Origin of the sequence: Sphingopyxis granuli, assembly GCF_001559015.1 — a bacterium.
GTDB classification, from domain to species: Bacteria; Pseudomonadota; Alphaproteobacteria; order Sphingomonadales; family Sphingomonadaceae; genus Sphingopyxis; species Sphingopyxis granuli.
Genome location: NZ_CP012199.1, coordinates 1639873 through 1664228, shown reverse-complemented (window position 1 = coordinate 1664228; position 24356 = coordinate 1639873). Strand labels below are relative to the sequence as shown.

The following is a 24356-nucleotide window of genomic DNA, read 5'->3' as shown; positions in this document are numbered from 1 at the left end:
CGGACGCGCGGCGTCAGAACTCGTCGCCGCGGTCTCCCGGCGCTTCTAGGTCGACCTCCACCGGCGGATGCAGGCGCAGGTGGTGGACGCGCTTCTCGTCGGCCTCGGTCACCTCGATCCGCCAACCGCTCGGATGCAGCAGCACCTCGCCGACGCCGGGGACATGCCCCGCGAGCACCGCGGACAGGCCGCCGAGCGTGTCGACATCCTCCTCGACATCGGCCAGCCGCGGGTCGATCGCCTCGCCGATGTCGTCGAGTTCGGCGCGCGCATCGGCTTCCCAGCAGCCATCCTCGCCCGGCGCGAAGAGCGCCATCGGTTCGTCGTCATATTCGTCCTCAATCTCGCCGACGATCTCTTCGACCAGATCCTCGATGGTGACGAGGCCCTCGGTCCCCGAATATTCGTCGATGACGATCGCGAGGTGGGTGCGCTGCGCGCGCATATCGGCGAGCAGGTCGAGCACACCCATCGACTGCGGGACATAGAGCGGCTGGCGGATCAGGTCGAGCAGCGGCGGCGGGTCGCGCCCCTCGGCGAGCACCGCGAACACGTCCTTGACGTGGATCATCCCGACCACCTCGTCGAGGTTGCCGCGATAGACCGGCAGGCGGCTGTGCCCCGCATCGACGAACAGCGCGACGACCTCGTCGAAGCCCGCGCTCTCGTCGATCGCGATGATATCGGCGCGCGGCACCGCGACGTCGTCGACGGTCTGCTCGCCGAAATGCAGCAGGTTGCGCAGCATCTTGCGTTCTATCGGCGACAGGTCGCCGACGATACTACTGCCGCGGCGCTCGGCGCTTTCCTCTTCGGCCTCGTCGATCGCCTCCTCGATCTGTTCGCGCAGCGAAGGCTCGCTATTGCCGCCGAACAGCAATGTGCGGATTCCGGCCCACAGGCCGGACCTACTGTCCTCGTCCGATCGGTTGGAAGCCCCAGGCTCGTCGGGCATGTCGCTCGCTTTTTCCGTTAATCCTGCACCGCATATGGATTGGCGATGCCCAGCGATGCAAGGGCTTTCACCTCCAGCGCCTCCATTGCGTCCGCAGCCGGGTCGTCTAGATGGTCGTATCCGACGAGATGGAGCGTGCCATGGACGATCAGGTGCGTCGCATGATCGGCGATCGGCACCGCCTTTCCCGCCGCCTCGCGCGCGCAGGTCTCGCGCGCCAGCACGATGTCACCGAGCAATATCTCGCCATCGTCGCTGTTGCTGAGCGTGTCGAGCAGGTCGGCCTGCACCTGCGGAAAGGACAGCACATTGGTCGGCCGATCCTTGCCGCGAAAATCGCGGTTGAGCGCCTGCACCTCGGCATCGTCGGTCAGCCGCACCGCGATCTCGACGAGCGGTGCGGCGTCGGCAAGCCCCGCCCAGGGCGTCAGCGCCAGTGCCGCCGCGACCGCCTCCGCGGCCCGGGCATCCCAGTCGAGCGGATCGGGCCAGGGCGCGGCCTGATGGGTTTCGACACTCAGCATGACGGGCGCCAGAACGCGGCGGAAAGAAAGCAGGCGATCATGACCGCCACGCTATCGCGGCGGCGCCCAGCGGGACAGCGAAAAAATCCCTCCCAGCCCGTCATTGCGGCCCCTGCGGCAACTGCTGGACCGGCTGGGCCCGCACCTCGGCGGCCCGGTCGCCGCCGATCGGTAGCTTGAGGTCGATGCGCGTGCCGTTGATCTCCGTGCTGATCACGGCATTGCCCTTTTCGAGCCCGACGCTGGTCCGGTCGGACACCGGGATCGCGGGAATCTCCGGCACGTCGAGCGGCTGGACGGGTCCGCCGGGATCGGTCGCGCGGGCCGGGGGCGCGGACCGCGGCGCATTGTGCCCGCGCGCCTGCACCATGAAGTCGCGCCAGATGCGCGCGGGCAGCCCCCCGCCCGTCACCCCGCTGAGCGGCGAATTGTCATCATTGCCGATCCACACGCCGACCACCAGCCCGTTCGCATAACCGACGAACAGCGCATCGCGGCTGTCCTGCGTCGTGCCGGTCTTGCCGTAATTGGCCTGCGGCAGCCGCGCCGCGCGTCCGGTGCCGCGATTGACCGCGGCGCGCAGCATCCGCTCGATATCGCCGTGGACGCGCCGGCCGAAATGATGCGGCCCCAAGAAAAGCGATTCGAACCAGCCGGGCTCCGCTTCCTTAAAGGCGTGCGGAACGACCGGATAGCTGTCCGCCGCGACCGCGGCATAGGCGGCGGTGAGTTCGAGCAGCGTCATGCTCGACGTACCGAGCGCCAGGCTGGGATCGCCCTTCGCGAGCGGCGCGGTGACGCCTAGGTCGCGCGCCATGCGGATCGCTTTGTCGTCGCCGACCTGTTGCAGCAACCGCACCGCGGCGACGTTGCTCGACCGCGCGAATGCCTCTTCGAGCGTGATGCTGTCCGAATAGGCGCCGCCGGCATTCTTCGGCTGATAGGCGCCGGTCGCGATCGGCGAATTCGCGATGGTGTCGTCGGGCCGCCAGCCATCCTTCAGCGCGGCCAGATAGACGAACAGTTTAAAGGTCGATCCCGGCTGGCGCCGCGCCTGCGTCACGCGGTTGAAGGGCGAAGCGGCATAGTCGCGCCCGCCGACCATCGCGACGACTTCGCCGTTCGGCCGCATCGCGACCAGTGCGACCTGCGCCTTGCCGGGTACCGCACGACCGGCGACGCGGCGCGCCACCGCCTGGAGCCGCGCGTCGAGCGTGGTGCGGATCGTCCGGCGCGCATAGCCGACGTCGGACAGCTTGCGCGCCTCGGGCAAGGCCCAGTCGGCGAAATAGGTGCCGGTCGGCAGATCGTCGCGCGTCCGCACGTCGATGCGCGGGGTGCGGATCGCCCGTGCCTCGACGGTGGACAACGCGCCGGTGTCGACCATCGCGCCGACGACCAGTCGCATCCGCTTTTCGGCGAGTTCAGGGTTCTTTGTCGGCGCGAGCCGCGACGGCGCCTGCACCAACCCCGCCAGCATCGCCGCCTGCGCCGGAGTCAGCTTTTCGGGCTGGCGGGAGAAATAATGGAGCGAGGCGGCGCGCAGCCCATAGCGATTATCGCCGAAATAGGCGTTCGACAGATAGCGTTCGAGAATCTCGTCCTTGGTCAGCCACGCTTCGAGCCAGAAGGCGATCAGCGCCTCGCGCGCCTTGCGTCCCAACGTGCGCTTCGGTGTCAGGAAGGTGAATTTGGCGAGTTGCTGCGTAATGGTGCTGCCGCCCTGCCGCCGCCCGCCCGAAACATTGGCCCAGACGGCGCGCGCGATGCTGCGCGGATCGACGCCCCAATGGCTGTAGAAGCGCCGATCCTCGATCGCGAGGAAGGCGGCGGGAACGTGCTCCGGCAGCTTCGCGACCTCGACCGGTTTGTCGACCACCGCCCCCATGCGCGCGATCGGCGTGCCATCGACGGCGAGCAGCGTGATTTCGGGCGGCGCGATCGGCTCGAGCGATTTCGACAGCGGCGCGGTCAATGCGAGCCACCCGACCAGCAGGATGAAAGCGGCGCAAAGCACCGCAAAGGCCCGTCCCGACCGCCGCAGCCATTTGCGCGCCCGCGTCTCGGCGGGCGGCGGAAAGGCGGCATTCGGATCGGGAATCGGCGCCCCCGCCGCGGGCACGGCGGCGACTTCGATGGCGGCGGGTTTACGGAACCGGAGCATGCTTTAGCCTGCGTATTACACTGACAACACAGGAGAGGCAAACGCGTTCCGCCGCGATTCCGGCCCGTGATCGGGCAGGATCGAGGTGGCTTCAGAACGATCCCGCGCCATTCGCTTCGTCATTCCCGCCAAAGCGAGAACGACGAAGACGAGCATGTCTGAAAATCGACCGAAAGGCGCTATCTGATCTATCGTCACCCTGAACTTGTTTGGCGTTTATACCCTTGAGACAGGGACGCTGGTGATCCCCGGCGAAAGCCGGGGTCCATGCGAGGCAGGCGCACGTAGCTGGACCCCGGCTTTCGCCGGGGAACGCTTGCCTGTCGGAAGGGGGTAATTGCCAACTTGTTTCAGGGTCCATAGGCGGCCGCTTCCTTATCGCGCCACATTGGCCCTTCGCGAAGCGCCGCGTCGAGCGCCTCCTCTCCTCCCTTTCCGAAATGCTTCCTTTTCCGCCCCAAGGGTCAAAGAGAAAGGGAGTAGCGTGATCTTCATATACTTGAAATAAAATGTCACGGGCGTTCCAGCCGTTTAGGCGAGCGCGAAATCCGTCGACTCCCTCTAATTCACCATCCGGTCATAGCCCTCCCAATAGGGCGCGCGCAGGTCCTTACGCAGGATCTTGCCGCTAGCGTTGCGCGGCAGCGCCTCGATCACGTCGATGCTGCGCGGGGCCTTGAAGGTGGCGATGCGCTCGCGCGCCCAGGCGATGACGTCGGCCCCGTCGATCGTCATTCCCGGCTTCGGCACGCAGACGGCCTTGACCGTCTCTCCCCATTTGGCGTCTGGCACGCCGATCACCGCAACCTCCTGCACCGCGGGATGGCCGTAAATCGCGCTTTCGACCTCGGCCGGGTAGACATTCTCGCCGCCGGTGATGATCATGTCCTTCACCCGATCGTGGATATACAGATAGCCGTCCGCATCCATATACCCGGCGTCGCCGGTATGGATCCAGCCATCGTCGGTCATCGTCTTCGCGGTCGCCTCGGGCAGGTTCCAGTAACCGAGCATGTTGTTCGACGATCGGGTGACGACCTCTCCCACCTCGCCGGTCGGCACGTCGCGGCCGTCGGCACCGACGATGCGGATCTCGACCCCCGGCAGCGGCTTGCCCGCCGATCGCATCCGCTCATTGCCTTCGGGATCGTGATCCTCCGGCGGCAGCATGCAGATCGTCCCGGTCGTCTCGGTCATGCCATAGGCCTGGATGAACTCGGCGCCGAACATCCGGATGCACTGGCGCAGCAGTTCGAGCGGGATCGGCGCGGCGCCGTACAGGATATATTTGAGCCGACTGTAATCGACGCTGGCGCACCGCGGATGCATCAGCAGCATCTGCAGCGCCGCGGGCACGATGAAGAAGCGCGTCACGCCGTGCTGCTCGACCGCGTCGAACACGCCGTCGGGGTTGAATTCGGCGAGGATCACGCCGGGCAACCCCGCCGCGAGCGCCATGATGCCGAGCCCGGTGCCGCCGATATGCGCGCACGGCATGGCGACGAGCACCGCCTCGTCATCCTCCCACTCCGTATAGGGCAGGTCGAGATCGGCCGAGTTCTTGCGCAGCGCAAAGAGGTTGCGATTCGACAGCACCGCACCCTTGGGATGACCGGTGGTACCCGAGGTATAGAGTTGCAGCACCGCATCGTCGGGGCCCGATGGCGCGAAGGCAGCACGCGGCGTCGCGTCGATCAGCGCGCGGGCTGCGTCGGCGCCGACGATCCGCGGGGCGTGGTCGAGCTTGCCGGCGAGTTGGTCGGCCACCGCGTCGAACCCCGGGCCGGTGAAGACGATCTTCGCCTTCGTATCGTTGACGATGAACGCCCATTCGGTGGGCGACAGGCGCCAGCCGATCGGCGCCATCACGATACCGGCGCGCGCCGCGCCGAAAAAGAGGGTGAAATACAGATCGCTGTTCTTGCCGATCCACGCGATGCGGTCGCCCTTTTCCAACCCCGCCTCGGCGAGCGCCGTCGCGACCCGCGCGGTGCGCCCTTCCAGTTCGGCATAGGAGAAGACGCGATCCTCCTCGCGCATCGCGATCCGGTCAGGCCGGTCGGCGGCCCAATGCGTGATGAATTCGTCGAACGTCACCAGGTCCGTAATATCGACCATCGGTCCTCTCTCCTCGAATCGCGTTGCTTTTTGCAATCGAGGGCAAGGCTAGCGGCTCTGCGCGCAAGGGAAAAGCGCGCAGATGTGACAGGGTGAGTCAGCGGGGGCGGAACAGCAGCATCAAGTTGTTCGCCGGCATCGCGCGGCGCGCAGCCAAACTAAGATCCGCCTGCTTCGCCGCCGCTGCGACCGCCGCCATGTCGCGCAGGCCCCAGGCGGGGTTGCGGGCTCGAAGGCTGGCATCGAACGTGCGGTTGCTCTCGGCCGTCGGCACGTCGGCCTCCACATAGGGACCATAGAGGATTAGCGGCGCGCCCGGCGGCAGCAGCCGCGCGGCGCCCGCGAACAGCCCCAACGTCGCTTCCCACGGGCTGATATGCACCATGTTGATGCACAGGATCGCGTCGGCGCGGGCGATCGGCCAATCAGGCGCCGCGGCATGGAGTTGCAGCGGCGGCAGAATGTTCGCGGCCACCGCATCCCTGCTCCACGCGGCAATCGAAGTCAGCGCGGCGGAATCGGGGTCGCTCGGCTGCCATGTTAGCGCCGAAAAGGCGGCGGCGAAATGGATGGCATGTTCGCCCGATCCGCTCGCGATTTCGAGCACCATGCCCGAAGCGGGCAGCCAGTCGGCGAGCACCGCAGCGATCGCGTCGCGGTTGCGCAGCGTCGCGGGGGCGTAGCGTTTCTCGCCGCTGCCTCCGTCGGCCGACAGCCAGGGCTTCGGGGTCACCCTGACCGAATCCGCGCTCCGGCCCGCGCGCGGCGCTCGCGCCAGACCAGCCACAGGAACAGGCCGACCGGCCCCGCGAGCAGCGTCAGCAGCAGGAAGGGGAACTGGACGATGCGGCCGACGCCTTTGCCGTCGGCATCGCGCGCGATCCACAGCCCGGCGAACAGGTCGAAAGCCAGATAATGCACCCAGCCCAGAGTCGCCCCGCCCGGCGAATCGAACAGCTTCATCACCCCGGCGAGCGAGGTGAAGTCGCCGCCGCCTACCCCGCCCGGATCAATGCCGCTGCTCAGGAACCCGACGATCAGCACAAGATAAAGCAGGCAGAGCAGCGCCACCCCCGCATAGAGGATCAGCGACAGGACCCACGGGCTGCGCGGCGCGAATGCCAGCACCAGCCACCCGCCGATCGCCCAGTAACTGGCCAGCAGAAACAGGCTATCCCAGCTCATCGCGATCCTCCTCCCGCTTCGGCCATCAACCCTCCCAGCGCAGCACCGGCTTGCGCGCTGCGAGCGTTTCGTCGAGCCGGGCGCGCGGGGCGAAATGCGGGGCAGACTTGAGCGCTGGATCACCATTCTTCGCACGCAGCGCAATGCTGCGCAGCGCGCCGATGAACTGGTCGAGCACCGCCTTGCTCTCGGTCTCGGTCGGCTCGATCAGCATCGCGCCGTGAACGACGAGCGGGAAATAGACCGTCATCGGGTGATAGCCCTCGTCGATCAGTCCCTTGGCGATGTCGAGCGTCGAGAAACCTTCGGCGAGTCCTTTGTCGCTGAACAGCGCCTCATGCATGCACGGGCCCGACGCCGCGAAAGGCGCATCGAGGAGGTCTTGTAGGTTGCGTAGGACGTAGTTTGCGTTGATCACCGCATCTTCGGACACCTGCTTGAGCCCGTCGGCGCCGTGGCTGAGGATATAGGCGAGGGCGCGGGTGAACATGCCCATCTGGCCGTGGAAGGCGGTCATGCGGCCGAAGCTGTCGGGATGCGCCTCGTCCGCATTCTCCTCCTCGATCAGGCGAAAGCGGTCGCCGTCCTTCGTCACGAAGGGCAGCGGGGCGAAGGGCGCCAGCGCCGCCGACAGCACCACCGGCCCCGACCCCGGCCCGCCGCCGCCATGCGGGGTCGAGAAGGTCTTGTGGAGGTTGATGTGCATCGCATCGACCCCCAGATCGCCGGGCCGCACGCGGCCGACGATCGCGTTGAAATTCGCGCCGTCGCAATAAACATAGCCCCCGGCGGCGTGAACCGCGTCGGAAATGGCCTTCAGGTCGCGCTCGAACAGCCCGCAGGTGTTCGGATTGGTGATCATCACCCCCGCGACGTCGGGCCCCAGCCGCGCCTCGAGCGCCGCCAGATCGACGCGGCCCTCCGCGTTCGCCGGAATATCCTCGACCGTGAAGCCCGCGAAGGCGGCGGTCGCGGGATTGGTGCCGTGCGCGCTTTCGGGGACGAGCAGCACGCGCCGGTCCTCGCCGCGCGCCGCGAGCGCCGCCTTGATGCACAGGACGCCGCACAGTTCGCCATGCGCGCCCGCCTTGGGCGACATGGCGACCGCGTGCATGCCGGTCAGCGTCACCAGCCATTCGGCGAGTTCGTGGATCACCGCATAGGCGCCCTGCACCGTTTCCTGCGGCTGGAGCGGGTGGACGTCGGCGAAGCCGGGCATCCGCGCGACCTTTTCATTGAGGCGCGGATTGTGCTTCATCGTGCAGCTCCCGAGCGGGAAGAGGCCGAGATCGATCGCATAATTCTGGCGCGACAGGCGCGTATAATGGCGCACTGTCTCAGATTCGCTGAGCCCCGGCAGGCCGATCGGCGCCGACCGCGCGAGCGGGCCAAGGTCGGCCGCGGCGGTATCTTCGTCGAAGTCGACGCCGGTCGTTTCGGTCGAACCGATTTCGAACAGAAGCGGTTCTTCGAGCATCAGCGCGCGGTTGCCGGTGAAGGTCGTGCTGTCGTCGGCGCCGCCCGCGTTCATTTCGGGGCGCCAGCCGCTCTGATTCAAAGCCATGATCTTAAATCCCGTTCAGGCTGAGCTTGTCGAAGCCCTGCTCTTTTCTTGCGGCGGTCAGGAAAAAGGACGGCCCTTCGACAAGCTCAGGGCAAACGGAGAGCGGGAAAGTCATGCCAGCACCTCCTTCAGCGCCGCGGCAAAGGCGGCGATATCATCCTCGGTCACGGTTTCGGTCACGGCGACCGCCAGCCCGTTCGCCAGCGCATCATTGTCGGGATAGAGGCGGCCGAGCGACACGCCGCCGAGGATGCCCTTTTCGGCAAGCCGGTGGATCACGGGCCGCGCCTCGGTCGGCAGGACGAGGGTGAATTCGTTGAAGAAGGCCGCGTTGAGCAGCGACACCCCCGGCACCTTCGCCAGTTCGGTCGCAGCCGCCTTCGCGCGCTGGTGGTTGATCGCCGCGAGCCGGCGCAACCCTGCCTCGCCGAGCAAGGTCATGTGGATGCTGAACGCCAGCGCGCAAAGGCCGGAATTGGTGCAGATGTTGCTCGTCGCCTTTTCGCGGCGGATATGCTGCTCGCGGGTCGAGAGCGTCAGCGCGAAGCCGCGCTTGCCGTTCGCATCGACCGTCTCGCCGCACAGGCGTCCCGGCATCTGGCGGACATATTTGCTCTTGCAGGCGAACAGGCCGACATAAGGCCCGCCGAACTGGAGCCCGACGCCGATCGCCTGCCCCTCGCCGACGACGATGTCGGCGCCCATCTCGCCCGGCGCCTTGATCAGCCCCAGCGCGACGGGTTCGGTCACGACGGCGATCAGCAGCGCGCCCGCGGCCTGACACGCCTCCGCCAGCGCGCTCATGTCGTCGATGCGGCCGAGGATATCGGGATATTGGACGACGACGCAGCTCGTATCCTTGTCGATCGCGCGCGAAAGCGCCGCCCAGTCGGTTCCGGGTTCGAGGGTCGGGTCACCGTCGACGAGCGTGTCGCCCGTGTAGGTCGCCATGGTGCGCGCGACGCTGCGGTAATGCGGGTGCAGGCCGGTCGAGAGCAACGCCTTGTTCCGCCGCGTGATCCGCCGCGCCATCACGATCGCTTCCCAGCAGGCGGTCGAGCCGTCGTACATCGATGCATTGGCAACGTCGGTGCCGAACAGGCGCGCGACCTGGCTCTGGAATTCGAACAGCATCTGCAGCGTGCCCTGCGCGATCTCGGGCTGATAGGGCGTATAGGCGGTCAGGAACTCGCCGCGCTGGATCAGATGGTCGACGCTTGCCGGGACATGGTGGCGATAGGCGCCGGCGCCGAGGAAGAAGGGCCCGTCGCCCGCGACGCGACTCTGGCGCGACAGCGCGGCCATATGGCGCTCGACCGCCAATTCGCTCGCATGCATCGGCAGGCCGGGGATCGGACCGGAAAGCCGCGCCTCGGCGGGCACGTCGGCGAACAGGTCATCGATCGACGCGGCGCCGACTGCGGCAAGCATTTCCTTGCGGTCGTCGGGAGTGAGCGGAAGGTAACGCATTTCACTGTCTCCCCCCTCCTGCAAGCGGGAGGGGCTGGGGGTGGGCATAGCCGCAGAGGTGATCCCATCGTTCGGGCCCACCCCGCTGCGACTAGCGAGCAAGCTCGCAAGTCTCGCTGCCCCTTCCGCAAGCGGGAGGGGCGATTCCGATCTAAAGACTATCGCAGAAGGTCTTGTATTCCTTGGCGTCCATCAACCCGTCGAGCTGGCTCTTGTCGCCGAGCGTCATGCGGAAGAACCAGCCTTCGCCCTCGGGGTCGGTATTGACCAATGCCGGGTCCTCCTCAAGCTGGCCATTGCCTTCGGTGACGGTGCCGTCGACGGGGGCATAGACGTCGCTTGCCGCCTTCACCGATTCGACGACCGCGGCGTCGCCGCCCTTGGTCAGTTCGGCACCTGCATCGGGCACCTCGACGAAGACGATATCGCCGAGCTGGCCCTGCGCGAAATCGGTGATGCCGACCGTCGCGACATCGCCGTCGACGTCGATCCATTCATGTTCCTCGGTGAAATAACGCGGCATCGATCAGGCTCCCTGCTTGCGGACATAGTTATGCGGAACGAAGGGGGTGGCGGCGACGACGACGGGCACGCGCTTTCCGCGCACCTCCGCCGCGAGCGCGGTACCGGGTTCGGCGAGGCCGGTCGGGACATAGCCCATCGCGATCGGCGCGCCGACGCTGGGGGCAAAGCCGCCCGAGGTCACGATGCCGACCTCGACATTGCCGTCGAACAGCTTCGCGCCTTCACGCACCGGCAGCTTTCCATCGACCGTCAGGCCGACGCGCTTGCGCGGCGCGCCATCGGCCAGATGGCCGAGGATGCGCGCGGCGCCGGGGAAATTGGCCTCCTCGCGACGGCGTTTGCTGATCGCGAAGGCCAGATCGCCCTCGATCGGGTCGGTCGCCGGATCGAGATCGTGACCATAGAGCGGCAGCCCCGCCTCCAGCCGCAGCGAATCGCGCGCGCCGAGGCCGACCGGCTTCACTTCCTCCATCGCGCACAGCGCGTCGGCGAAGGGCGCGAGCGCCTCGTTCGGCAGCGCGATTTCGAAGCCGTCTTCGCCGGTATAGCCCGAACGGCTGAGCGCGATCGCGTGCCCCTGCCACGTCGCCCGCGCCGTCTGCATGAAGACGAGCCCCATCGCTTCCGGCACCAGCCGCGCGAGCGCCGTCGCGGCCTTTGGTCCCTGCAAGGCGAGCAGGCCATAATCCTCGTTGTGGTTGAGCGTCACGGCGTCGGGGAGATTCTCGCGCAGATAGGCAATGTCGTCCCATTTGACCGCGCCGTTTACGACGATGCCCAGCCGGTCGCCCTCGTTGGTGATCATCAGGTCGTCGAGGATGCCGCCATCCTCCGCCAGCAGCAGCGAATAGCGCATGCGGCCGGGCTTGAGCCCCGCGATGTCGCCGGGGACGAGCGCTTCGAGCGCGGCGACGGCGCCCTCGCCCTCCAGACTGATCTGGCCCATGTGGCTGACGTCGAACAGGCCGGCGTGCTCGCGCGTCCACAGATGTTCGGCCATGATGCCTTCATACTGGATCGGCATCCAGTAGCCGGCGAATTCGACCATCCGCGCACCCTTCGCGCGGTGCCAGGCGTCGAGCGGCAGCGTTGCGGTTTCCACCGCTTCCTCGGCCGGCAATTCAGTGTCGGTCATAACAGTCTCCCGCGTTGACATGGCGAACGCACGGCCCGGTGCCGTGGTTTCCGCCATGCCCCCTCTGTCACGGGAACCTGAGAGTTTTCCTCCATGTAATCACGGAGTTACCCCTTCGGTGGTCGGGCGCGAGCCACGACGCTTTCCAGAGTGTCCAGTCCGGCTGCGCGGTCCCTTGACCTGAGAGTTTCCGGGGCGGTTGCTCCTTCGGTGGCGGTGCAGTCGCCTGCCCCGCGCTCTCCCGCGCGGCCGGTCGAATCCCCTGCGGGGAGCCGACAGACGCGCGAGCCTTGGCTGCGCGCCCGCGCGGAGTCAATCGAAGAACGACGCATGATTCCGCACCCTCGTCACCCCGGATCGAATCGGCCCATATGCCCTTCCCGGCAAGCAAGGCTCGTGCCCCTGTCGAAGCCGGGGTCAGATGAGGTTGCGCGGCCCCGCGTGGACCCCGGCTTTCGCCGGGGAACGGCTTGTTCGAAAAGGGGTGACGAAGAAGAGAAGCGCGTCAGCTCAAAGCCCGGATCGCGTCGTTTTCGTGGACATGCACGCCGGACTCCCCCTGCCCCGCGAGCCGCACGATCGCACGCGCGACGGTCGCCGCCGGGATCGAGCGGTAGCGGCGCAGCGTGCCATGGAGCAGCGCGTTGGTGAAGGGCGCGGCCATCATCGCGATCCCCTCGCCAAGCCGTGGCGTCCCTTCGCGTGTGCCCGTCAGCAGGCCGGGGCGAAGAATATCGAGACGCGCGAAATCGATCGCGCGCAGGCCCGCCTCCATTTCGCCCTTGGTGCGCAGGTAGAAATTGCGACTCTTCGCCGAGGCGCCGACCGAGCTGACGACGATCATCTGGCGGGCGCCGCCTAACCGCGTACCGCGCGCCGCGGCAAGCACCAGGTCGTGATCGACCGCGCGAAACGCCGCCTGCGATCCTGCCTGCCGGATCGTCGTGCCGAGGCAGCAGATCAGGGTCGCCGGCCGTTCGGCGGCGATGATATCGGCCCAGCGTTCCGGCGGCGCAACGAGCGTGTGCCCATCCGGCGCCCCATCGACCGCGCGCCGCGCAAGGATGGTCAGCGGGCGGTCGTCCATTGCCGCGACTACCCCGCGTCCGACGAGACCGGTCGCACCGATCAGCAAGATGTCAGGGGATGCCATGGCCGAAGCTTAGCGGCGCGGGCGCGGTTGGCAATGCGGCGGGTGTATGTTTCGCGCAGAGACGCAGAGGCCGCAGAGATGAGATGGAAGAGGATTCACACGGAGACGCGGAGGCGCGGAGAGATTTTGCGCCCACCCCCTCCCCATGTCATTCCCGCGAAGGCTGGAATCCAGTTGCGACGCTGGCGATCCAGCGCTGCCGCGCCGTTATTCTTTTCGCTGGATTCCCGCTTTCGCGGGCACACTTATGTTATAACTCGTTGGAAGTCGCTATTTGAACGTTGATGAAACTGCTGCTGGTCTGTTTGGTCCGGCCGGGGGCGGCCAACCATAACCGGGCCTGTCAATAGCCGACACTATCGAAATAGCGATCCAGCCGGTTCTTTGCGTCCTCGCTCAAGCGAATGAAGACACGGCGGCCGTCAATGGGGTCGTGGTCGCGAACGAATAAGCCTTGCGCCGTCAGTTGATTGATCCGCCGGAGCGCAGTCGTCGCGGGCACGGATGCCGCGATACAGAGGCTCGAAACCGACACCCTCGCCCCTTCGTAGTGCGCGGCATATAGATCGAGCATCATGTCCCAAGAAGGGTCCGCGAAACAGTCCGCGGGGAAATAGGATTCGCGAAGCCGCCGCGTGCGAATTCGTTCACGAATATCTGCGGCGCGGGCGAGTTTCGCGGGATCGGCTTCGGTTGCCGCCGTCCGGTCATGGACGGGCACCATCGGTCCGGGAGCGGCGAGACCTATCAGCGAGCCGTCATCGTCGGTCGATGCGGTTATCGGCCCGGACGTCAGATCGTGGATCATCGAAAGCAACTGATCGACCGTGTGCTCAAGCCGCCGGATGCGCGCGCCATCCGTCTCGCTTTGGTGGTTCGACCGGCTGCCTTCATATCCCATCTGCCATTTCCCCTAAAATGGACTTACGGCGCGAGATTACCTCAGATTAAACTCGGTTTCTGCCAGATTTGCTACCAATACGGTAGTAATTCACCGTAACACCGGCGGATGAGCGCTGACCAAGATCAAAATCCTATGAAATCGACGCTTTCTCGTTCCGATGGGTGAGGCAGACAGCGTGAAATGATGTCGGAATGCAGGTATGAATCCGGCAAGTAGAGACGTAGCCAGCGTGTCGCATTGCGATTCAGAATTCGACGTCGATACGGACGCTGTCCTGATAATCACCTTGCGGCGGAGGCGTCTGATCGGGATCGATCACCGCCCGGTATATGAAACCCTGCGTGGTGATACTATCATAGACGCCCGCGTTGCTGTCGGCGGTATCGCTGCTCCTGCGTTCACCGCCGAGAGGCCCCCAGCGATCGGAGGACGACGCGCCCTTGTAGATTTCATAGGCAAGATGGTTCCCGCCGCTAGCCATGCGCCGGATGCCGCCAAGGGCATGGTCGCCATTGTCCAGCCCGACGGAGTAGCTTGCGCCCGCGCTGCAACGGATCTGGATCGTCCGGGTAACCGGATCGAAGCTTCCGGCGAGCGGCGCCGAACCGAAATCGAGCGGCGGCGCGGTGATGATGCAGTCATTCTCGATTTCAAGTTCGATATGAATCTGCACTGCCGTGCCGGTGCCCCAGTTGAGAGGAACGAAAATGGGAACGGGGCGGACGAAGCCGGGGCTTTGCGAATAGCTGAGGCAAACCACAGCCCCGAGCGAACAGACCGAATAATACCACCTGAGGTCGAGCGAGCCGGTGTAGGTTCCCGCGCGCAGACCCGTGGTCGGTGTCGTCCGGAAGTAGATCGGAATGCTGTTGTTCGTTCCGCTGAAAAGGCCGAGCAGGCTGATCGAGGAGAGGTTCTGGAAATTGCCGGTGGTCAGTGCCGGGCCGCCGGGCGTCAGCGATGCGGTATAGGCGATGCTGCTTCCGCCCGGCCCTGTCAGTTGAAAGGTCGAGCTTTCGACCTGGAGGCCGACATAATGGGTGGCGAGCAAGGCCAGCAGAACGTCACAGCTGAGGCCCGCCGAGCCGCTGCCCGAAAGCTGGGTGCTCGCGGCGACATAGCTGCTGTGGTCACCAAGGTCGGTGCTCGCGGTCGCGACGGTGCAGGCAAAGGCGCGCGTGGGAGCGAGCAAGGCGCAGAGGCCGAGAAGAACGAGCAGCGCGTTCAGTGTCCGGTTTCGCATTCCAGTTCTCCAAGGTCGATGACGACAGCTTCGCGGCGGGCCGGGGCCGTGAAGCGAATGGTGCAGCTTTTGCCGCTGGGCAAATCGACGGTCAGCACCTCTGTCTCGCCGGGGCTGGCCTGTTCGAGATACAAAAGCCCGTCCCAGCCCGTGTAGGTAAGGATTTCGCCCTGCCGGCGGACCGGTGCGCCTGCGGGCAACGGCGCGCCATTCGCCCCAACGAGGACCGCGCGCGCGGGCGTCATGTGTTCGACCGGGAATCTGACGACCGCGCCGCCGCCCGCCGCGATGGCGACCTTCTGCGACACGACCGGGATGCTGACGTCGGCGGGAAGCCCCAACGGATCGATGGCGAACTCGCCCGGATACCAGGCGCTCGTCCAAGGAATGAGTAGCCTGCCGCCGCTGCCCGTATGGCCGATGAGCTGATTTTCATAGCGCACGGGAATACCGCGCGTGCCGTCGGTCGTGACGATGGCGAATGCGTCGGCGACCCGGTTGGCGGCAAAGACGGCGCCATCCATGAAGACGAGCGATCCGCTCGCGCCCGCCCAGAAGGTCGCGTTGCCGTCGCCGAATGCGCCCGCGCGCAACGCCATGGCATCGCCCCGCCACTGAATGTCGCCGCGCCAGGCATGGCCGCCGTCCTCGTCGACGATCGCACCGGCGCCCCAGCCAAAGCCGCCCGCAGTGGGAAGCGGACGCGAATAGTCGGCGCGCCAGGCGCGCGGCGCTCCGGACGCGTCGAATACGCCGGCGCTCACGCTTCCATCCCCGCCGCCGAGCGCCATGCTGAGGGTCAATGCGCCCGACCAGGTCCGGTCCTCGAACTCGCGCGTCGCGCTCGCCTGGAGCCTGCCGCCGCGCCATAGCGGCAGCGACCAACTGGCGTTGGCAAAGCGGCTGTCCGCCCCGACGGCGCGGCGCACGTCGAAATAGCCGAGCCCCAGCGTTCCCGCGCGTCCCATGACGAGGCTGAGTGTCGCCGAGCTGATCCGCCGCTCGCTGCTGCCGAACGGCGCGTCGATCAGGCCGAGGTCGATATAGTCCGCGCTCTGGCGGCTGTGGCGGAGGGCGAGCGAGAAGAGACGCGCCTGATATTCATAGCCGAGCGTCAGCTGGCTTCCCGCGCCATTGTCGCCGAAGCTGCGGCTGTAGGACCCGCTTATCACGCCGCCGCCGCCCAGCTTCACCATCGCGCCGCCGCCGGCAAGCTGCATGTCCTCGGCGATCTCGGCGCGGACCTCAAGCGTCACGCCGGCCGTCAGGCCGTGCCGGGCCGAGGCGGTCGCCGCGACCCCGCCATAGTCGAAATTCCGCCGGCCGTAATTTTCGCGGAACGCGCCCGCCGCCAGCGCGAAATCGGTTAGCCCCGGCGCCAGCAGATCGCTCGCGACATAGAAGGGCAGTGTCGCCGATATGCTGCGGCCGTGCATGTCGGTGACGATCAGATTGGCCTGGCCCGCGCCGGTGATCGGCGGCAATGTGTCGATCGCGAAGGGACCGGGCGCGACCTGGGCGCCCGCGACGCGCTGGCCGCCGACGAGCAGTTCGACCGTCGAAGGCAGGGCGGCGCTGCCCGCGAATTCGGGCAGCGGGTAGGTGATGATGTCGGGGCGGACCGAAAAGTCGCGCGAGACCTGAATGCCGCCGAGGCGCACCGCCGAGGCCCAAGGAAGCGTGCGGGTAATGAAATCGCCGACCTCTATCGTCGTCGCGGTCGCTTCGTCCGACCGGCGAAAGCGGGTATCATACCGGACATAGGTTTTGCCGCCACCGGTGCGCAGCGCGCCGGTCGAGGAGAGTGAACCCGCGACCGCGAACAGCCGCGCTTCATGATAAAGCGACGCCTGCGTCGGCGCGCGGTCGCCGCCGCTGACATAGGCGTCATAGCTGAGCAGCGCCCCCGTCTCCGTGCGGGCGGCGACCTGCTTGCGTTTTCGTCCGCCGAGCCGCTGCTGAGGCAAATAGGATGCCGGAACGTCGATCCCCAGACTTTGCGCCGGCTTGTCGTATTGCGCGGTGACGCCGGGCAGCTCGTCGAGGAACAGGCTGTCGTCCACCGCATCGACAAGCAGGCCAGCGCGCTTCAGGTCAGCTAGGCGAAGATTGTAGCGGCCATGCTCGACGCCAACCGCCGCCACGATGCCGCTCGAGCGGCCGTTGACCACAAGTTCGAGGAACAGGATGGACGAAGCGGCGGGCTCTGTTCGCGGGGGCGGGGGAAACGTGCCGTGATAGGCTTCGGCCTCGCGGGCGCCGGCGGACGGGATCGTCGCGGCCAGGGCGATCGCCGCCAGCAGCGTCGCGAGCGGGCAGGCGCTCGCCACGGTGCGATACCGCTCCCGATGGCCCCCCCGCGCAGCCATGGCGTCATTCGGACTTTGGCGCTATCGGCCCGGCGGGCGCGCCATTCACGGAGAGGATGAGGGGCGCGCCCGATGCGGGCATCCCGGCCAGCGGCCATCGCGCCTCCCGGCCCGGCAGCACATAGCCGAGCAGGCCCGCCGCGACGGTATGACGCGCCGCGCCCTCGCCCAAGGCCACATCGGTAAGGCGCGCGTGAACAGCGCCGCTGTTCCGGACTTTCAGCCACGCGCCCCCGGCATCCTGGCCTATGCTCCACGAAAGGCGAGGCGCTGGCTGCGGCGTCTTGCGCGCCGCGAGCGCCTTCGGACCCGCGCCCCTGGCGTAAGAGAAGAGCGGAAGCGAATAGCGCATGCGGAAGGTCACCGTCGCGCCGCCCGCGGCGGCGCTGTCTCCGCTTTCGACCGGAAGCTCATCGACGATCAGCCGATAGGCCCGCTCGGCCTCGGTGGGCGGCGGCGCAGTGCGGGTCAGGCGGACGAGCTGGCGGGCGCCGGGGTCGATAGTTACGATCGGCGGGGTCGCGAGCAGTTCGTCCTGCGCCGCATAGACATTCTTGCCGCCCTCCTGGGACCAGGCGAATATCCGCGTCTGAAGCGTCACCGGCGCTTTGCCGGGATTCTCGATCCACAGTGCCGCCGCGCCCGCTTCGCCTTCGATCACCGGATGGACCGGCCAGATCAGGATCGCGCCGGATTGCTGCGCGGCGGCGCTGGCCGGCGCCAGCAACAGCGCGGTGGCCGCGAGGAGGAGCAAGGAAGAGATCGGGCGTGGCATCGCTAAAACCCTCCGGGTGTTTGAAAGCGGCAAAGGAGACCGGGGCGCATCGCTCATCACCAGCTCAAGGTCACCATCAGCGTGTCGCTATAGGTTCCGGGCGGCAGCCCGCCCGGCAGGTCGAGCGCGGCGTGGATCGGAAGGCGGACGTCGTTCGCATCTGCGGCGCTGATCGTGTGGCTGACCGAGCCGCCGATCGCGATCTGCTGGGTGCAGGGCGCGTCATCGCACAGGCGGTAGGCAATGCGCGCCGTGCTGTCGGCGCCGAGTTGGAGATGACGGGTACCCGATGCAGCATGTGCGCCGCCGTCGATGCTCATCTGAAGGCTGACGCCGGGCGTGCAGCGCAGCCGGATCGCTTGGTTCGCGGTCGTCGATGCGCTGTGGCTCGCGGTCGAAAGGCTCGAATCGCTTCCGAAATCGAGGGTGCCGATTGTCCCCGCGTGCCCGCTTGTTCCAAGACCATCGACGCTGCACCCCGGCACGATCGATGCGGTCACGTCGAAGCTGGCGCTGGTCTCGGCGCGCGCGCGCTCGGGAGACAAGGCGCCGCCCCCGCACAGGACCACGAGTGCGAGGGCGGCAGTCCAATGGCCCGCCCTGTGGGGAGGGATACGGACCAAGGGTAAGCGAGCGGGCATCGGACAGTCCGGGGGTCGCGAGCGGGGCCTAGAGTTCAAGCACCACGGTGACGACGTCGCCGTAGGTTCCCGCGATGAGTCCCGGCGCACCGAACGCGCTACCATAGACAGGGACGGACTGCACCGCGCCGGTTGAAGGCAGAGTGATCGTCCCGCCGATCGCAATGACGTTCGTGCGGCCTGCATCCGAATAGAGATTGTAGGTCACGAACTGGCCGGGCGTAACAGAATGCTCCATCGCGCGCAGGCCGCCGCCGACCCCTTCGCCGTCATTCTCGCCGGCGTCGAAGTGAAGGACGGGCGTGATGCCGGGGCTGCACTGGATCGAGAGTGCCGCACCGCCGCTGGATAGTTCGCCGTCGGCCTGGGTGAAGAGGGTGTTGTGAACGCCGAAATCGATCGTTCCGAAATCGGCGCCGCTCGCGCCGTCGTCCAGATTCTGGCCGTTGATGACGCAGCCCGCCTCCAGCGTGATCGTGGCATCGACCGTGCCGGTGATGTCGGCATGGGCGGGTGCGGCAAGAAAGGCCGCGAACAAGGTGGCGCCGAGCGCGACGCGGCGAGGTATAATGTGCCGCATTGTGACATCTCCTCCTTACAGGGCCATTGGCCCAGGTCCTGTCTTAACCAGCCGGGCACTGGATGCGGGCTGTGAGGAGAGAGGCTATGGCGCGGGGGTTAACCCTGTCTCTTTCCCATCAGGGATATGAGGTCCAAAATGAACCGTTCCGCGCGCTACACCCATCGCTGCTTCCGGATCGTCACTAGGGATGATGACCGCGAACCTGTTGGATTATGTGCCGTATTGGGTCGGTATCGACAGATTGTAGCGGCGCTTCGCTCGCTCGATCATCTTGTTCCAAATCGGATGAAACTCCTTTCATGGCCAACAATCGAGAAGGGAATAGCCAGCCCAGCACTCACAGATTTCCATTTCTTGATCGACGCGATCCGGAATACACGCCATGTCAAATGAGATTCTCACTCTCGTTCATTTCGATATCCGGAGCCCAACAGAGTCCGATTCTTGGTCGCCAGCATTTGGTAGTCGGCTCGGCGAGGCGCGCGCGGTGTCGCCCGCCACGTCCGAGTATCGGCGGACCGACCCGCAAATCGCATGGCACCTTGGCAGGTTTATCGCCAACGTCCGCTCGCGCTCGCTCGATCCGGTCTTGATGCGCGAGAACTGGCTGTCGGCCTATAACTTCGCTACCGAACACGCGTCTCCGTTCCGTGGCGAATATGTCCACGCGCAGCGAAGTCATGCCGGCGATTGAGACGCGCGTGGTCCTGCCACCCGGAAGCTGGCGCGACGGTGGACCTTCGGACGCCATCGCACCGGGCCGAGCATTTCATAAACCAAACTGCTCGATCAATGCGCGTCTGAATTGCCAACCGCGGCGGTCGGATGTTGGTCATCTTGTTGGAAGAGGAGACTTGCTACCCAAGCCGCCGCCAACGCACCCACAAGCTGCCCCATGACAAATTGCGGCACATCGCGCGGTGCTATCCCGGCGAATGTGTCGGACAAGCTGCGGGCAACCGTGATGGCCGGATTTGCGAAGCTGGTCGACGAGGTGAACCAATATGCGGCCATGATATACAACGCCACCGAGGCCGCGACGGCTTGGGGACGATAGCGCACGGTTCCGAGGATCGTCAGCACCAGCCCGAAGGTCGCGACACCCTCTCCGATCCACTGGCCGAGGCCGGTTCGCGCCTTGACCGACAATTGCAGGGTCGACAGGTCGAACATCAGATGCGCCGCCCACGCACCGACCACCCCGAACGCAAGCTGGGCGGCGGCATAGGCAGCAGCATCGTGCCAGGCTAGATCGCGTCGCAGGGCTGCAACCAGCGTAACCGCCGGATTCATATGCGCGCCTGAAATCGGACCGAGCATCGTAATCAACACGAACAGGATTGCCCCGGTCGCGATGGTGTTCGCGAGCAGCGCCACCGCCTCATTACCCGCCGACAGATTTTGGGCCATGATGCCCGATCCGATGACGGTGGCGAACAGGAAGAAGGCTCCCAATCCTTCCGCTGCCGTTCGCCGAGCGAGCGGAACAGTGTCAATCAAGAACGGCCTCGCGGTCGGCGGTCTTGCCGATGGCGCGCAGCCGTTCAGCAAGACTTAGCTCGCCGAGGCTCGCCAACGGCAGCGCCATCAGCAGGTCGATCCGTCGCTTGAGCGCCAGATAGGCTTGCCAGAACGCCTCGCGCTGACCTTCTCCTTCAACGGCGGCGGGATCTTCGATCCCCCAATGGGCCGTTACCGGCTTGCCCGGCCAGACCGGGCAGGTTTCGCCCGCCGCATTGTCGCAGACGGTGAAGATGAAATCGAGCGGCGGCGCTCCCGGCGCGGCAAACTCGTCCCAGCTTTTCGAGCGATAACCTTCGGTCGGATAGCCGAGCTTGCCGAGCAGCGCCAACGCTGCCGGATGCACTTCGCCCTTCGGGAAGCTCCCTGCCGAAAAGGCGTGAAATTGCTCCCCGCCTTCGCGGTTCAATATCGCTTCGGCAAGGATGGAGCGCGCAGAGTTCCCGGTGCAAAGGAACAGCACATTGAACGGCCGGCTCATGCCGCCGTAACCTGCTCCGGCACGCAGCAGGTCGCGACCGCATCGTCGCTGGCAAGCTGGTCGAGCGCCGGGCTGTCACCATAGGTCGTCGCCCCGCCATCGGTGAGAAAGGCTTCCCACACGATCCCGTCAGGGTCGGCAATCCAGCTTTTTTCGGACTTCGCATAGCAGCAGGTCGTCCGACCTTCTTCCAGCACGGGCCGGTCGGCCGCTTTCAGTCGGCCATAGACTTCGCCAAGCTCTTCTGCGCTCTCGACCTGGATGCCAAGATGTTCGATGCCTTTCCGCGCATGATTGCCTGCCGAAATGGCGAAATTGACGCGCGGGTCTTCCAGCATCCACTTGGCATAGTCGGCTTTCACCACCGTCGGATCGGCCCCGAACATCGTTGAATAGAAACCGATCGAGGCGTCGAGATTCTCGACGCCGACATGGACATGCAGGCGTTTCATGCACTTTTCCTTTCCTGTGCCGGGAGTTCGCAAGCCGCATCGGCACCGCAATCGGCACCGGCGCAGCAATTCTCCATGAGGTAGGCCACCAGCGCGTTCATCGCCGGATAGTTGGCGCGATAGATGATCGAACGATGCTGGCGTTCCTGCAAAATCAATCCGGCTTCACGCAGTTGCGCCAGATGGAATGACAGCGAACTGTTCGGGATACCCAGCTTCCCGGCTATGACACCGGCGGCAAGACCGCCTTCGCCCGCCTGCACAAGCAGTCGGAACAGAGCGAGTCGATGCTCTTGAGCCAGCGCGGCCAAAGCCTGGATCGTTACATCTGCTTTCATTCGCGAATCCTCATTTCGATTTAAGTCGAAATGTCAGGGGCAAGCATTTGAGTCAAGTTTAATTCGATATTGCTCGAAATGAGGTTGCGGGCGGTCGTCGATCCTGCCTTGCAAAATGGTTGGGCGTGTCCCATATTCTGACCAGATAAAGGACAAAGGAACGGACATGAGTCGGCCCCAGCCCAAAGTTGATACGCGGGATGACAGCAGCGGCAATGGCGCCGTTCCCGGCTTCGTTGCCCGCTTCATGGACAAGCGCGGCCTTGTCGACGTCGAGCGCGTCGCCGATGCCTTCCGCATGACCAAGGGCCAGCTCGCCGAGACGGCCGGGCTTGGCGCGGCCACCATCTCGAAAGCCGATCGCCGGACGGCCCCGCGAACCCAGACCCGCGTGACCGAGGTGCTGGAAATCATCAGCCGGGTCCGCGACTGGGCGGGCGGCGAGGCGCAGGCGATGGCCTGGTATCGCTCGCAGTCGATCCCGGCGCTCGATGGCCGGACGCCCGAGGCGCTGGTCAAGTCGGGCAAGGCGGGCGACGTGCGCGACTATCTCGATCATCTGGCGCTCGGCGGCTTTGCTTGAGGTTTCAGGGACGCTGCTATCGCGGGCATGATCCGGCATGGTCGTTCACGCCCTTGTCGGGCGAAGGCGCGGCGATCACGGGCGGGCGCTTCAACCGCAAGGGGGACCGGGCGCTTTACCTGTCGCTCGATATTATGACCGCGGTTGGCGAATGCACACAGGGTTTCAGCCACCGGCTGCAACCCCTGCTCATGTGCGAATATGACGTTGACTGCGATCCTGTCGCTGACCTGCGCGACGAAGCCGGACGCACCAAGCATGGCGTTGCTTGGGAGGATCTGGCGTGCGGCTGGTTAAGCCATATGCAGAAGCGGCGCGACGCGCCGTCCTGGCTTGTGGTTGATCGGCTTCGTTCCGAAGGGCATAGTGGCATCCTCGTGCCGAGCTTTGTGCCGGGCGCGTCGGCGAACCATCATAATCTTGTCCTTTGGCAATGGGGGCCGAACCTGCCGCACCGGGTCATCGTCTATGATCCGAGCGGCCGCCTTCCCGAGAATCAGCTTAGCTGGCCACACATAGACCGCTGACGGCTGCATCAGCCCGCCTACCCGTTTCCCGCATGAGATCACGTCCGCTGCGCCGCGCTGCGTCATCGTGCGCCATAACCGTCATATGCGATTTTTCCCGTCCGGCTGATTTTTGGGCCGCCGACGCAACCCCTGCGTCGCCGGGAGAATCCCTTGACGCCTACGAAGCTCCTTGTCGGACAGATTTTCGTCGTTTTCGCGATCGTCATCGCGGGCGTCTGGGCCGCGACGCAATGGTGTGTGGCGCAGCTCGGCTATCAGTCGCAGCACCCGATGGTTTGGCTGCCAGCCTAGAGCATCGTGCTATTAATCTGCAACATACCCTGCTTCTTTGAGGTAACTCCAGCATTCGTCTGGTGAGTAGAGTTCGCAGATTGATCCGACGGCTTGCCAGAGCGCCTCGATGGTTCGTGCTTTGGCCTTCCGCAGATGCGCCTTGAGCTTGGCGAAGGCCATTTCGATGGGATTGAGGTCGGGGCTGTAAGGCGGCAGGAAGAGGAACCATGCGCCGCGTTCCTTGAGAATGGCTTTTGCCTTTTCACTCTTGTGGCTGGAGAGATTGTCAAGGATGACCATGTCGCCGGGCCTCAGCGTCGGGGCGAGCTGGGTTTCGACATAGGTCTCGAAGAGGCGCCGGTTCATCGGCGCGTCGATCACCTAGGGGGCCGTGAGCCCGTCATGGCGCAGCGCGGCGATGAAGGTCTGGGTTCCCCAGTGACCGAAGGGCGCCTTCATTTTCAGCCGCTGCCCCCGGCGCGCCCGGCCGCGCAGACGGGTCATCTTGGTCGTCGTCCCGGTTTCGTCGATAAACAGTTTCTTCATCCACAGCTGGCGATATCCGGGCCACACCCGCTGAGCAGGGCCTGTCAGTAATTTTGTGCGCGGGGCCGGTTTATGTTCATCAGACCGCGAAGCGCTCACCGAAGATGACGGCGAACTGCGTCTTGGCCTCGAACCACTCGCGCGGCGGCCGTTTCCATTCTTCGGCCGCATGATTGAGAACAAGGTATAGCAGCTTCATCGCGGCCTCGTCACCAGGGAAGTGGCCACGGGTGCGAAGGGCACGGCGCAGCTTCGAGTTCAGCGCCTCGATGGCATTCGTGGTGTATATCCCCCAACTATCCGATCCCGAAGATCAACAGAACT

General features: G+C 65.6%; 25 protein-coding genes, 2 pseudogenes and 2 riboswitches. Of the genes and pseudogenes, 4 read left to right on the top strand and 23 right to left on the bottom strand.

The genetic code is table 11. The features are described 5' to 3' along the window. Positions 1-13: 13 nt before the first annotated feature. The 17 genes from SGRAN_RS07695 to SGRAN_RS07615 form a co-directional block, all read right to left on the bottom strand. Positions 14-955, bottom strand: a complete 942-nt coding sequence (locus SGRAN_RS07695) for a hemolysin family protein (protein WP_067105846.1) — start codon at positions 953-955, stop codon at positions 14-16. 17 nt (positions 956-972) lie between these two features. After that, a complete protein-coding gene (gene ybeY, locus SGRAN_RS07690; RefSeq protein ID WP_067182281.1) occupies positions 973-1479 on the bottom strand; it encodes an rRNA maturation RNase YbeY in 507 nt (168 codons plus the stop codon). Positions 1480-1579: 100 nt separating this feature from the next. Beyond that, the gene (locus SGRAN_RS07685) at positions 1580-3643 is read right to left on the bottom strand and encodes a transglycosylase domain-containing protein (RefSeq protein WP_082737140.1); all 2064 of its coding nucleotides are present in this window, start codon (positions 3641-3643) and stop codon (positions 1580-1582) included. A gap of 561 nt (positions 3644-4204) precedes the next feature. Further along, positions 4205-5761: a fatty acid--CoA ligase gene (locus tag SGRAN_RS07680; protein WP_067182278.1), complete on the bottom strand. Its 1557-nt coding sequence runs from the start codon at positions 5759-5761 to the stop codon at positions 4205-4207. 97 nt (positions 5762-5858) lie between these two features. Beyond that, positions 5859-6494, bottom strand: coding sequence for a DUF938 domain-containing protein (locus SGRAN_RS07675; protein ID WP_067182276.1), 636 nt, complete (start codon positions 6492-6494; stop codon positions 5859-5861). Beyond that, positions 6491-6946, bottom strand: a complete 456-nt coding sequence (locus SGRAN_RS07670; RefSeq protein ID WP_067182273.1) for an ABA4-like family protein — start codon at positions 6944-6946, stop codon at positions 6491-6493. The genes SGRAN_RS07675 and SGRAN_RS07670 overlap by 4 nt, the downstream gene beginning before the upstream one ends. A 25-nt stretch (positions 6947-6971) precedes the next feature. Further along, on the bottom strand, positions 6972-8477 hold the full coding sequence (gene gcvPB, locus SGRAN_RS07665; protein WP_237234012.1) for an aminomethyl-transferring glycine dehydrogenase subunit GcvPB: 1506 nt from the start codon (positions 8475-8477) through the stop codon (positions 6972-6974). A 144-nt stretch (positions 8478-8621) separates the two neighbouring features. After that, the gene (gene gcvPA / locus SGRAN_RS07660) at positions 8622-9980 is read right to left on the bottom strand and encodes an aminomethyl-transferring glycine dehydrogenase subunit GcvPA (protein WP_067182268.1); all 1359 of its coding nucleotides are present in this window, start codon (positions 9978-9980) and stop codon (positions 8622-8624) included. Positions 9981-10131: 151 nt separating this feature from the next. Then, the gene (gene gcvH / locus SGRAN_RS07655; protein ID WP_067105834.1) at positions 10132-10503 is read right to left on the bottom strand and encodes a glycine cleavage system protein GcvH; all 372 of its coding nucleotides are present in this window, start codon (positions 10501-10503) and stop codon (positions 10132-10134) included. 3 nt (positions 10504-10506) lie between these two features. Then, entirely contained in the window at positions 10507-11640 is a 1134-nt protein-coding gene (gene gcvT / locus SGRAN_RS07650; protein ID WP_067182265.1) for a glycine cleavage system aminomethyltransferase GcvT, read from the bottom strand. A 54-nt stretch (positions 11641-11694) separates the two neighbouring features. Further along, positions 11695-11798, bottom strand: a riboswitch (glycine riboswitch). Then, a riboswitch (glycine riboswitch) is annotated at positions 11799-11894 on the bottom strand. A 251-nt stretch (positions 11895-12145) separates the two neighbouring features. Beyond that, entirely contained in the window at positions 12146-12793 is a 648-nt protein-coding gene (locus SGRAN_RS07645; RefSeq protein ID WP_067182263.1) for a Rossmann-fold NAD(P)-binding domain-containing protein, read from the bottom strand. Between the two features lie 343 nt (positions 12794-13136). Beyond that, positions 13137-13694 (bottom strand): winged helix DNA-binding protein, encoded by a 558-nt coding sequence (locus SGRAN_RS07640; protein WP_067182261.1) that lies wholly within the window; start codon positions 13692-13694, stop codon positions 13137-13139. A gap of 247 nt (positions 13695-13941) precedes the next feature. Further along, on the bottom strand, positions 13942-14940 hold the full coding sequence (locus SGRAN_RS07635; RefSeq protein WP_067182258.1) for a Csu type fimbrial protein: 999 nt from the start codon (positions 14938-14940) through the stop codon (positions 13942-13944). Continuing rightward, positions 14922-17309, bottom strand: a complete 2388-nt coding sequence (locus tag SGRAN_RS07630) for a fimbria/pilus outer membrane usher protein (protein ID WP_067182255.1) — start codon at positions 17307-17309, stop codon at positions 14922-14924. Before SGRAN_RS07630 ends, SGRAN_RS07635 begins: the two co-directional genes overlap by 19 nt. A gap of 4 nt (positions 17310-17313) precedes the next feature. Further along, positions 17314-18084, bottom strand: a complete 771-nt coding sequence (locus tag SGRAN_RS07625) for a fimbrial biogenesis chaperone (protein WP_067182253.1) — start codon at positions 18082-18084, stop codon at positions 17314-17316. Between the two features lie 56 nt (positions 18085-18140). Then, positions 18141-18629, bottom strand: coding sequence for a Csu type fimbrial protein (locus SGRAN_RS07620; RefSeq protein WP_210434213.1), 489 nt, complete (start codon positions 18627-18629; stop codon positions 18141-18143). 124 nt (positions 18630-18753) lie between these two features. Beyond that, complete coding sequence (locus tag SGRAN_RS07615) at positions 18754-19305, bottom strand: Csu type fimbrial protein (RefSeq protein WP_082737137.1); 552 nt, start codon at positions 19303-19305, stop codon at positions 18754-18756. 385 nt (positions 19306-19690) lie between these two features. On the opposite strand from SGRAN_RS07615, the gene SGRAN_RS23125 reads away from it, so the two are divergent. Beyond that, positions 19691-20002 carry a VirB8/TrbF family protein gene (locus SGRAN_RS23125; protein WP_082737136.1) on the top strand — a complete coding sequence of 104 codons (312 nt, stop codon included), beginning with the start codon at positions 19691-19693 and terminating at the stop codon, positions 20000-20002. 95 nt (positions 20003-20097) lie between these two features. On the opposite strand, the gene SGRAN_RS07605 is transcribed toward SGRAN_RS23125, so the two are convergent. The 4 genes from SGRAN_RS07605 to SGRAN_RS07590 are packed head-to-tail and all read right to left on the bottom strand — an operon-like array spanning position 20098 to position 22100. Further along, complete coding sequence (locus tag SGRAN_RS07605; RefSeq protein ID WP_067186969.1) at positions 20098-20805, bottom strand: aquaporin; 708 nt, start codon at positions 20803-20805, stop codon at positions 20098-20100. Continuing rightward, positions 20801-21310, bottom strand: coding sequence for an arsenate reductase ArsC (locus SGRAN_RS07600; RefSeq protein ID WP_067182245.1), 510 nt, complete (start codon positions 21308-21310; stop codon positions 20801-20803). The genes SGRAN_RS07605 and SGRAN_RS07600 overlap by 5 nt, the downstream gene beginning before the upstream one ends. Further along, positions 21307-21762 carry an ArsI/CadI family heavy metal resistance metalloenzyme gene (locus tag SGRAN_RS07595; RefSeq protein WP_067182242.1) on the bottom strand — a complete coding sequence of 152 codons (456 nt, stop codon included), beginning with the start codon at positions 21760-21762 and terminating at the stop codon, positions 21307-21309. Before SGRAN_RS07595 ends, SGRAN_RS07600 begins: the two co-directional genes overlap by 4 nt. Beyond that, complete coding sequence (locus tag SGRAN_RS07590; RefSeq protein ID WP_067182239.1) at positions 21759-22100, bottom strand: ArsR/SmtB family transcription factor; 342 nt, start codon at positions 22098-22100, stop codon at positions 21759-21761. Before SGRAN_RS07590 ends, SGRAN_RS07595 begins: the two co-directional genes overlap by 4 nt. A gap of 166 nt (positions 22101-22266) precedes the next feature. Here SGRAN_RS07590 and SGRAN_RS07585 point away from each other — a divergent pair, with 166 nt between their 5' ends. From SGRAN_RS07585 to SGRAN_RS22550, 3 genes are all read left to right on the top strand, one after another. Next, positions 22267-22683 carry an antitoxin Xre/MbcA/ParS toxin-binding domain-containing protein gene (locus tag SGRAN_RS07585; protein ID WP_067182237.1) on the top strand — a complete coding sequence of 139 codons (417 nt, stop codon included), beginning with the start codon at positions 22267-22269 and terminating at the stop codon, positions 22681-22683. Further along, positions 22680-23210, top strand: a complete 531-nt coding sequence (locus SGRAN_RS07580; RefSeq protein WP_067182234.1) for an RES family NAD+ phosphorylase — start codon at positions 22680-22682, stop codon at positions 23208-23210. The genes SGRAN_RS07585 and SGRAN_RS07580 overlap by 4 nt, the downstream gene beginning before the upstream one ends. A 153-nt stretch (positions 23211-23363) precedes the next feature. Next, positions 23364-23504, top strand: coding sequence for a hypothetical protein (locus tag SGRAN_RS22550; protein WP_172709587.1), 141 nt, complete (start codon positions 23364-23366; stop codon positions 23502-23504). Between the two features lie 12 nt (positions 23505-23516). Here SGRAN_RS22550 and SGRAN_RS07575 read toward each other — a convergent pair. Together SGRAN_RS07575 and SGRAN_RS21565 are read right to left on the bottom strand one after the other, a co-directional pair. After that, a pseudogene (locus SGRAN_RS07575) lies at positions 23517-24131 on the bottom strand (IS630 family transposase); the annotation flags it as partial. Then, a pseudogene (locus SGRAN_RS21565) lies at positions 24112-24321 on the bottom strand (transposase); the annotation flags it as partial. The pseudogenes SGRAN_RS21565 and SGRAN_RS07575, both read right to left, overlap by 20 nt. Positions 24322-24356 lie beyond the last annotated feature (35 nt).

Excerpts from the sequence above, each read along its gene's own strand:
- SGRAN_RS07645 (WP_067182263.1), bottom strand. The coding sequence starts at position 12,793 with ATGGCATCCCCTGACATCTTGCTGATCGGTGCGACCGGTCTCGTCGGA.
- SGRAN_RS07680 (WP_067182278.1), bottom strand. The coding sequence starts at position 5,761 with ATGGTCGATATTACGGACCTGGTGACGTTCGACGAATTCATCACGCAT.
- SGRAN_RS07670 (WP_067182273.1), bottom strand. The coding sequence starts at position 6,946 with ATGAGCTGGGATAGCCTGTTTCTGCTGGCCAGTTACTGGGCGATCGGC.
- SGRAN_RS07695 (WP_067105846.1), bottom strand. The coding sequence starts at position 955 with ATGCCCGACGAGCCTGGGGCTTCCAACCGATCGGACGAGGACAGTAGG.
- SGRAN_RS07590 (WP_067182239.1), bottom strand. The coding sequence starts at position 22,100 with ATGAAAGCAGATGTAACGATCCAGGCTTTGGCCGCGCTGGCTCAAGAG.
- SGRAN_RS07635 (WP_067182258.1), bottom strand. The coding sequence starts at position 14,940 with ATGCGAAACCGGACACTGAACGCGCTGCTCGTTCTTCTCGGCCTCTGC.
- SGRAN_RS07640 (WP_067182261.1), bottom strand. The coding sequence starts at position 13,694 with ATGGGATATGAAGGCAGCCGGTCGAACCACCAAAGCGAGACGGATGGC.
- SGRAN_RS07630 (WP_067182255.1), bottom strand. The coding sequence starts at position 17,309 with ATGGCTGCGCGGGGGGGCCATCGGGAGCGGTATCGCACCGTGGCGAGC.
- gcvT (WP_067182265.1), bottom strand. The coding sequence starts at position 11,640 with ATGACCGACACTGAATTGCCGGCCGAGGAAGCGGTGGAAACCGCAACG.
- SGRAN_RS07625 (WP_067182253.1), bottom strand. The coding sequence starts at position 18,084 with ATGCCACGCCCGATCTCTTCCTTGCTCCTCCTCGCGGCCACCGCGCTG.
- ybeY (WP_067182281.1), bottom strand. The coding sequence starts at position 1,479 with ATGCTGAGTGTCGAAACCCATCAGGCCGCGCCCTGGCCCGATCCGCTC.
- SGRAN_RS07600 (WP_067182245.1), bottom strand. The coding sequence starts at position 21,310 with ATGAGCCGGCCGTTCAATGTGCTGTTCCTTTGCACCGGGAACTCTGCG.
- gcvPA (WP_067182268.1), bottom strand. The coding sequence starts at position 9,980 with ATGCGTTACCTTCCGCTCACTCCCGACGACCGCAAGGAAATGCTTGCC.
- gcvH (WP_067105834.1), bottom strand. The coding sequence starts at position 10,503 with ATGCCGCGTTATTTCACCGAGGAACATGAATGGATCGACGTCGACGGC.
- SGRAN_RS07615 (WP_082737137.1), bottom strand. The coding sequence starts at position 19,305 with ATGCGGCACATTATACCTCGCCGCGTCGCGCTCGGCGCCACCTTGTTC.
- SGRAN_RS07685 (WP_082737140.1), bottom strand. The coding sequence starts at position 3,643 with ATGCTCCGGTTCCGTAAACCCGCCGCCATCGAAGTCGCCGCCGTGCCC.
- SGRAN_RS23125 (WP_082737136.1), top strand. The coding sequence starts at position 19,691 with ATGTCAAATGAGATTCTCACTCTCGTTCATTTCGATATCCGGAGCCCA.
- SGRAN_RS07595 (WP_067182242.1), bottom strand. The coding sequence starts at position 21,762 with ATGAAACGCCTGCATGTCCATGTCGGCGTCGAGAATCTCGACGCCTCG.
- SGRAN_RS07585 (WP_067182237.1), top strand. The coding sequence starts at position 22,267 with ATGAGTCGGCCCCAGCCCAAAGTTGATACGCGGGATGACAGCAGCGGC.
- gcvPB (WP_237234012.1), bottom strand. The coding sequence starts at position 8,477 with ATGAACGCGGGCGGCGCCGACGACAGCACGACCTTCACCGGCAACCGC.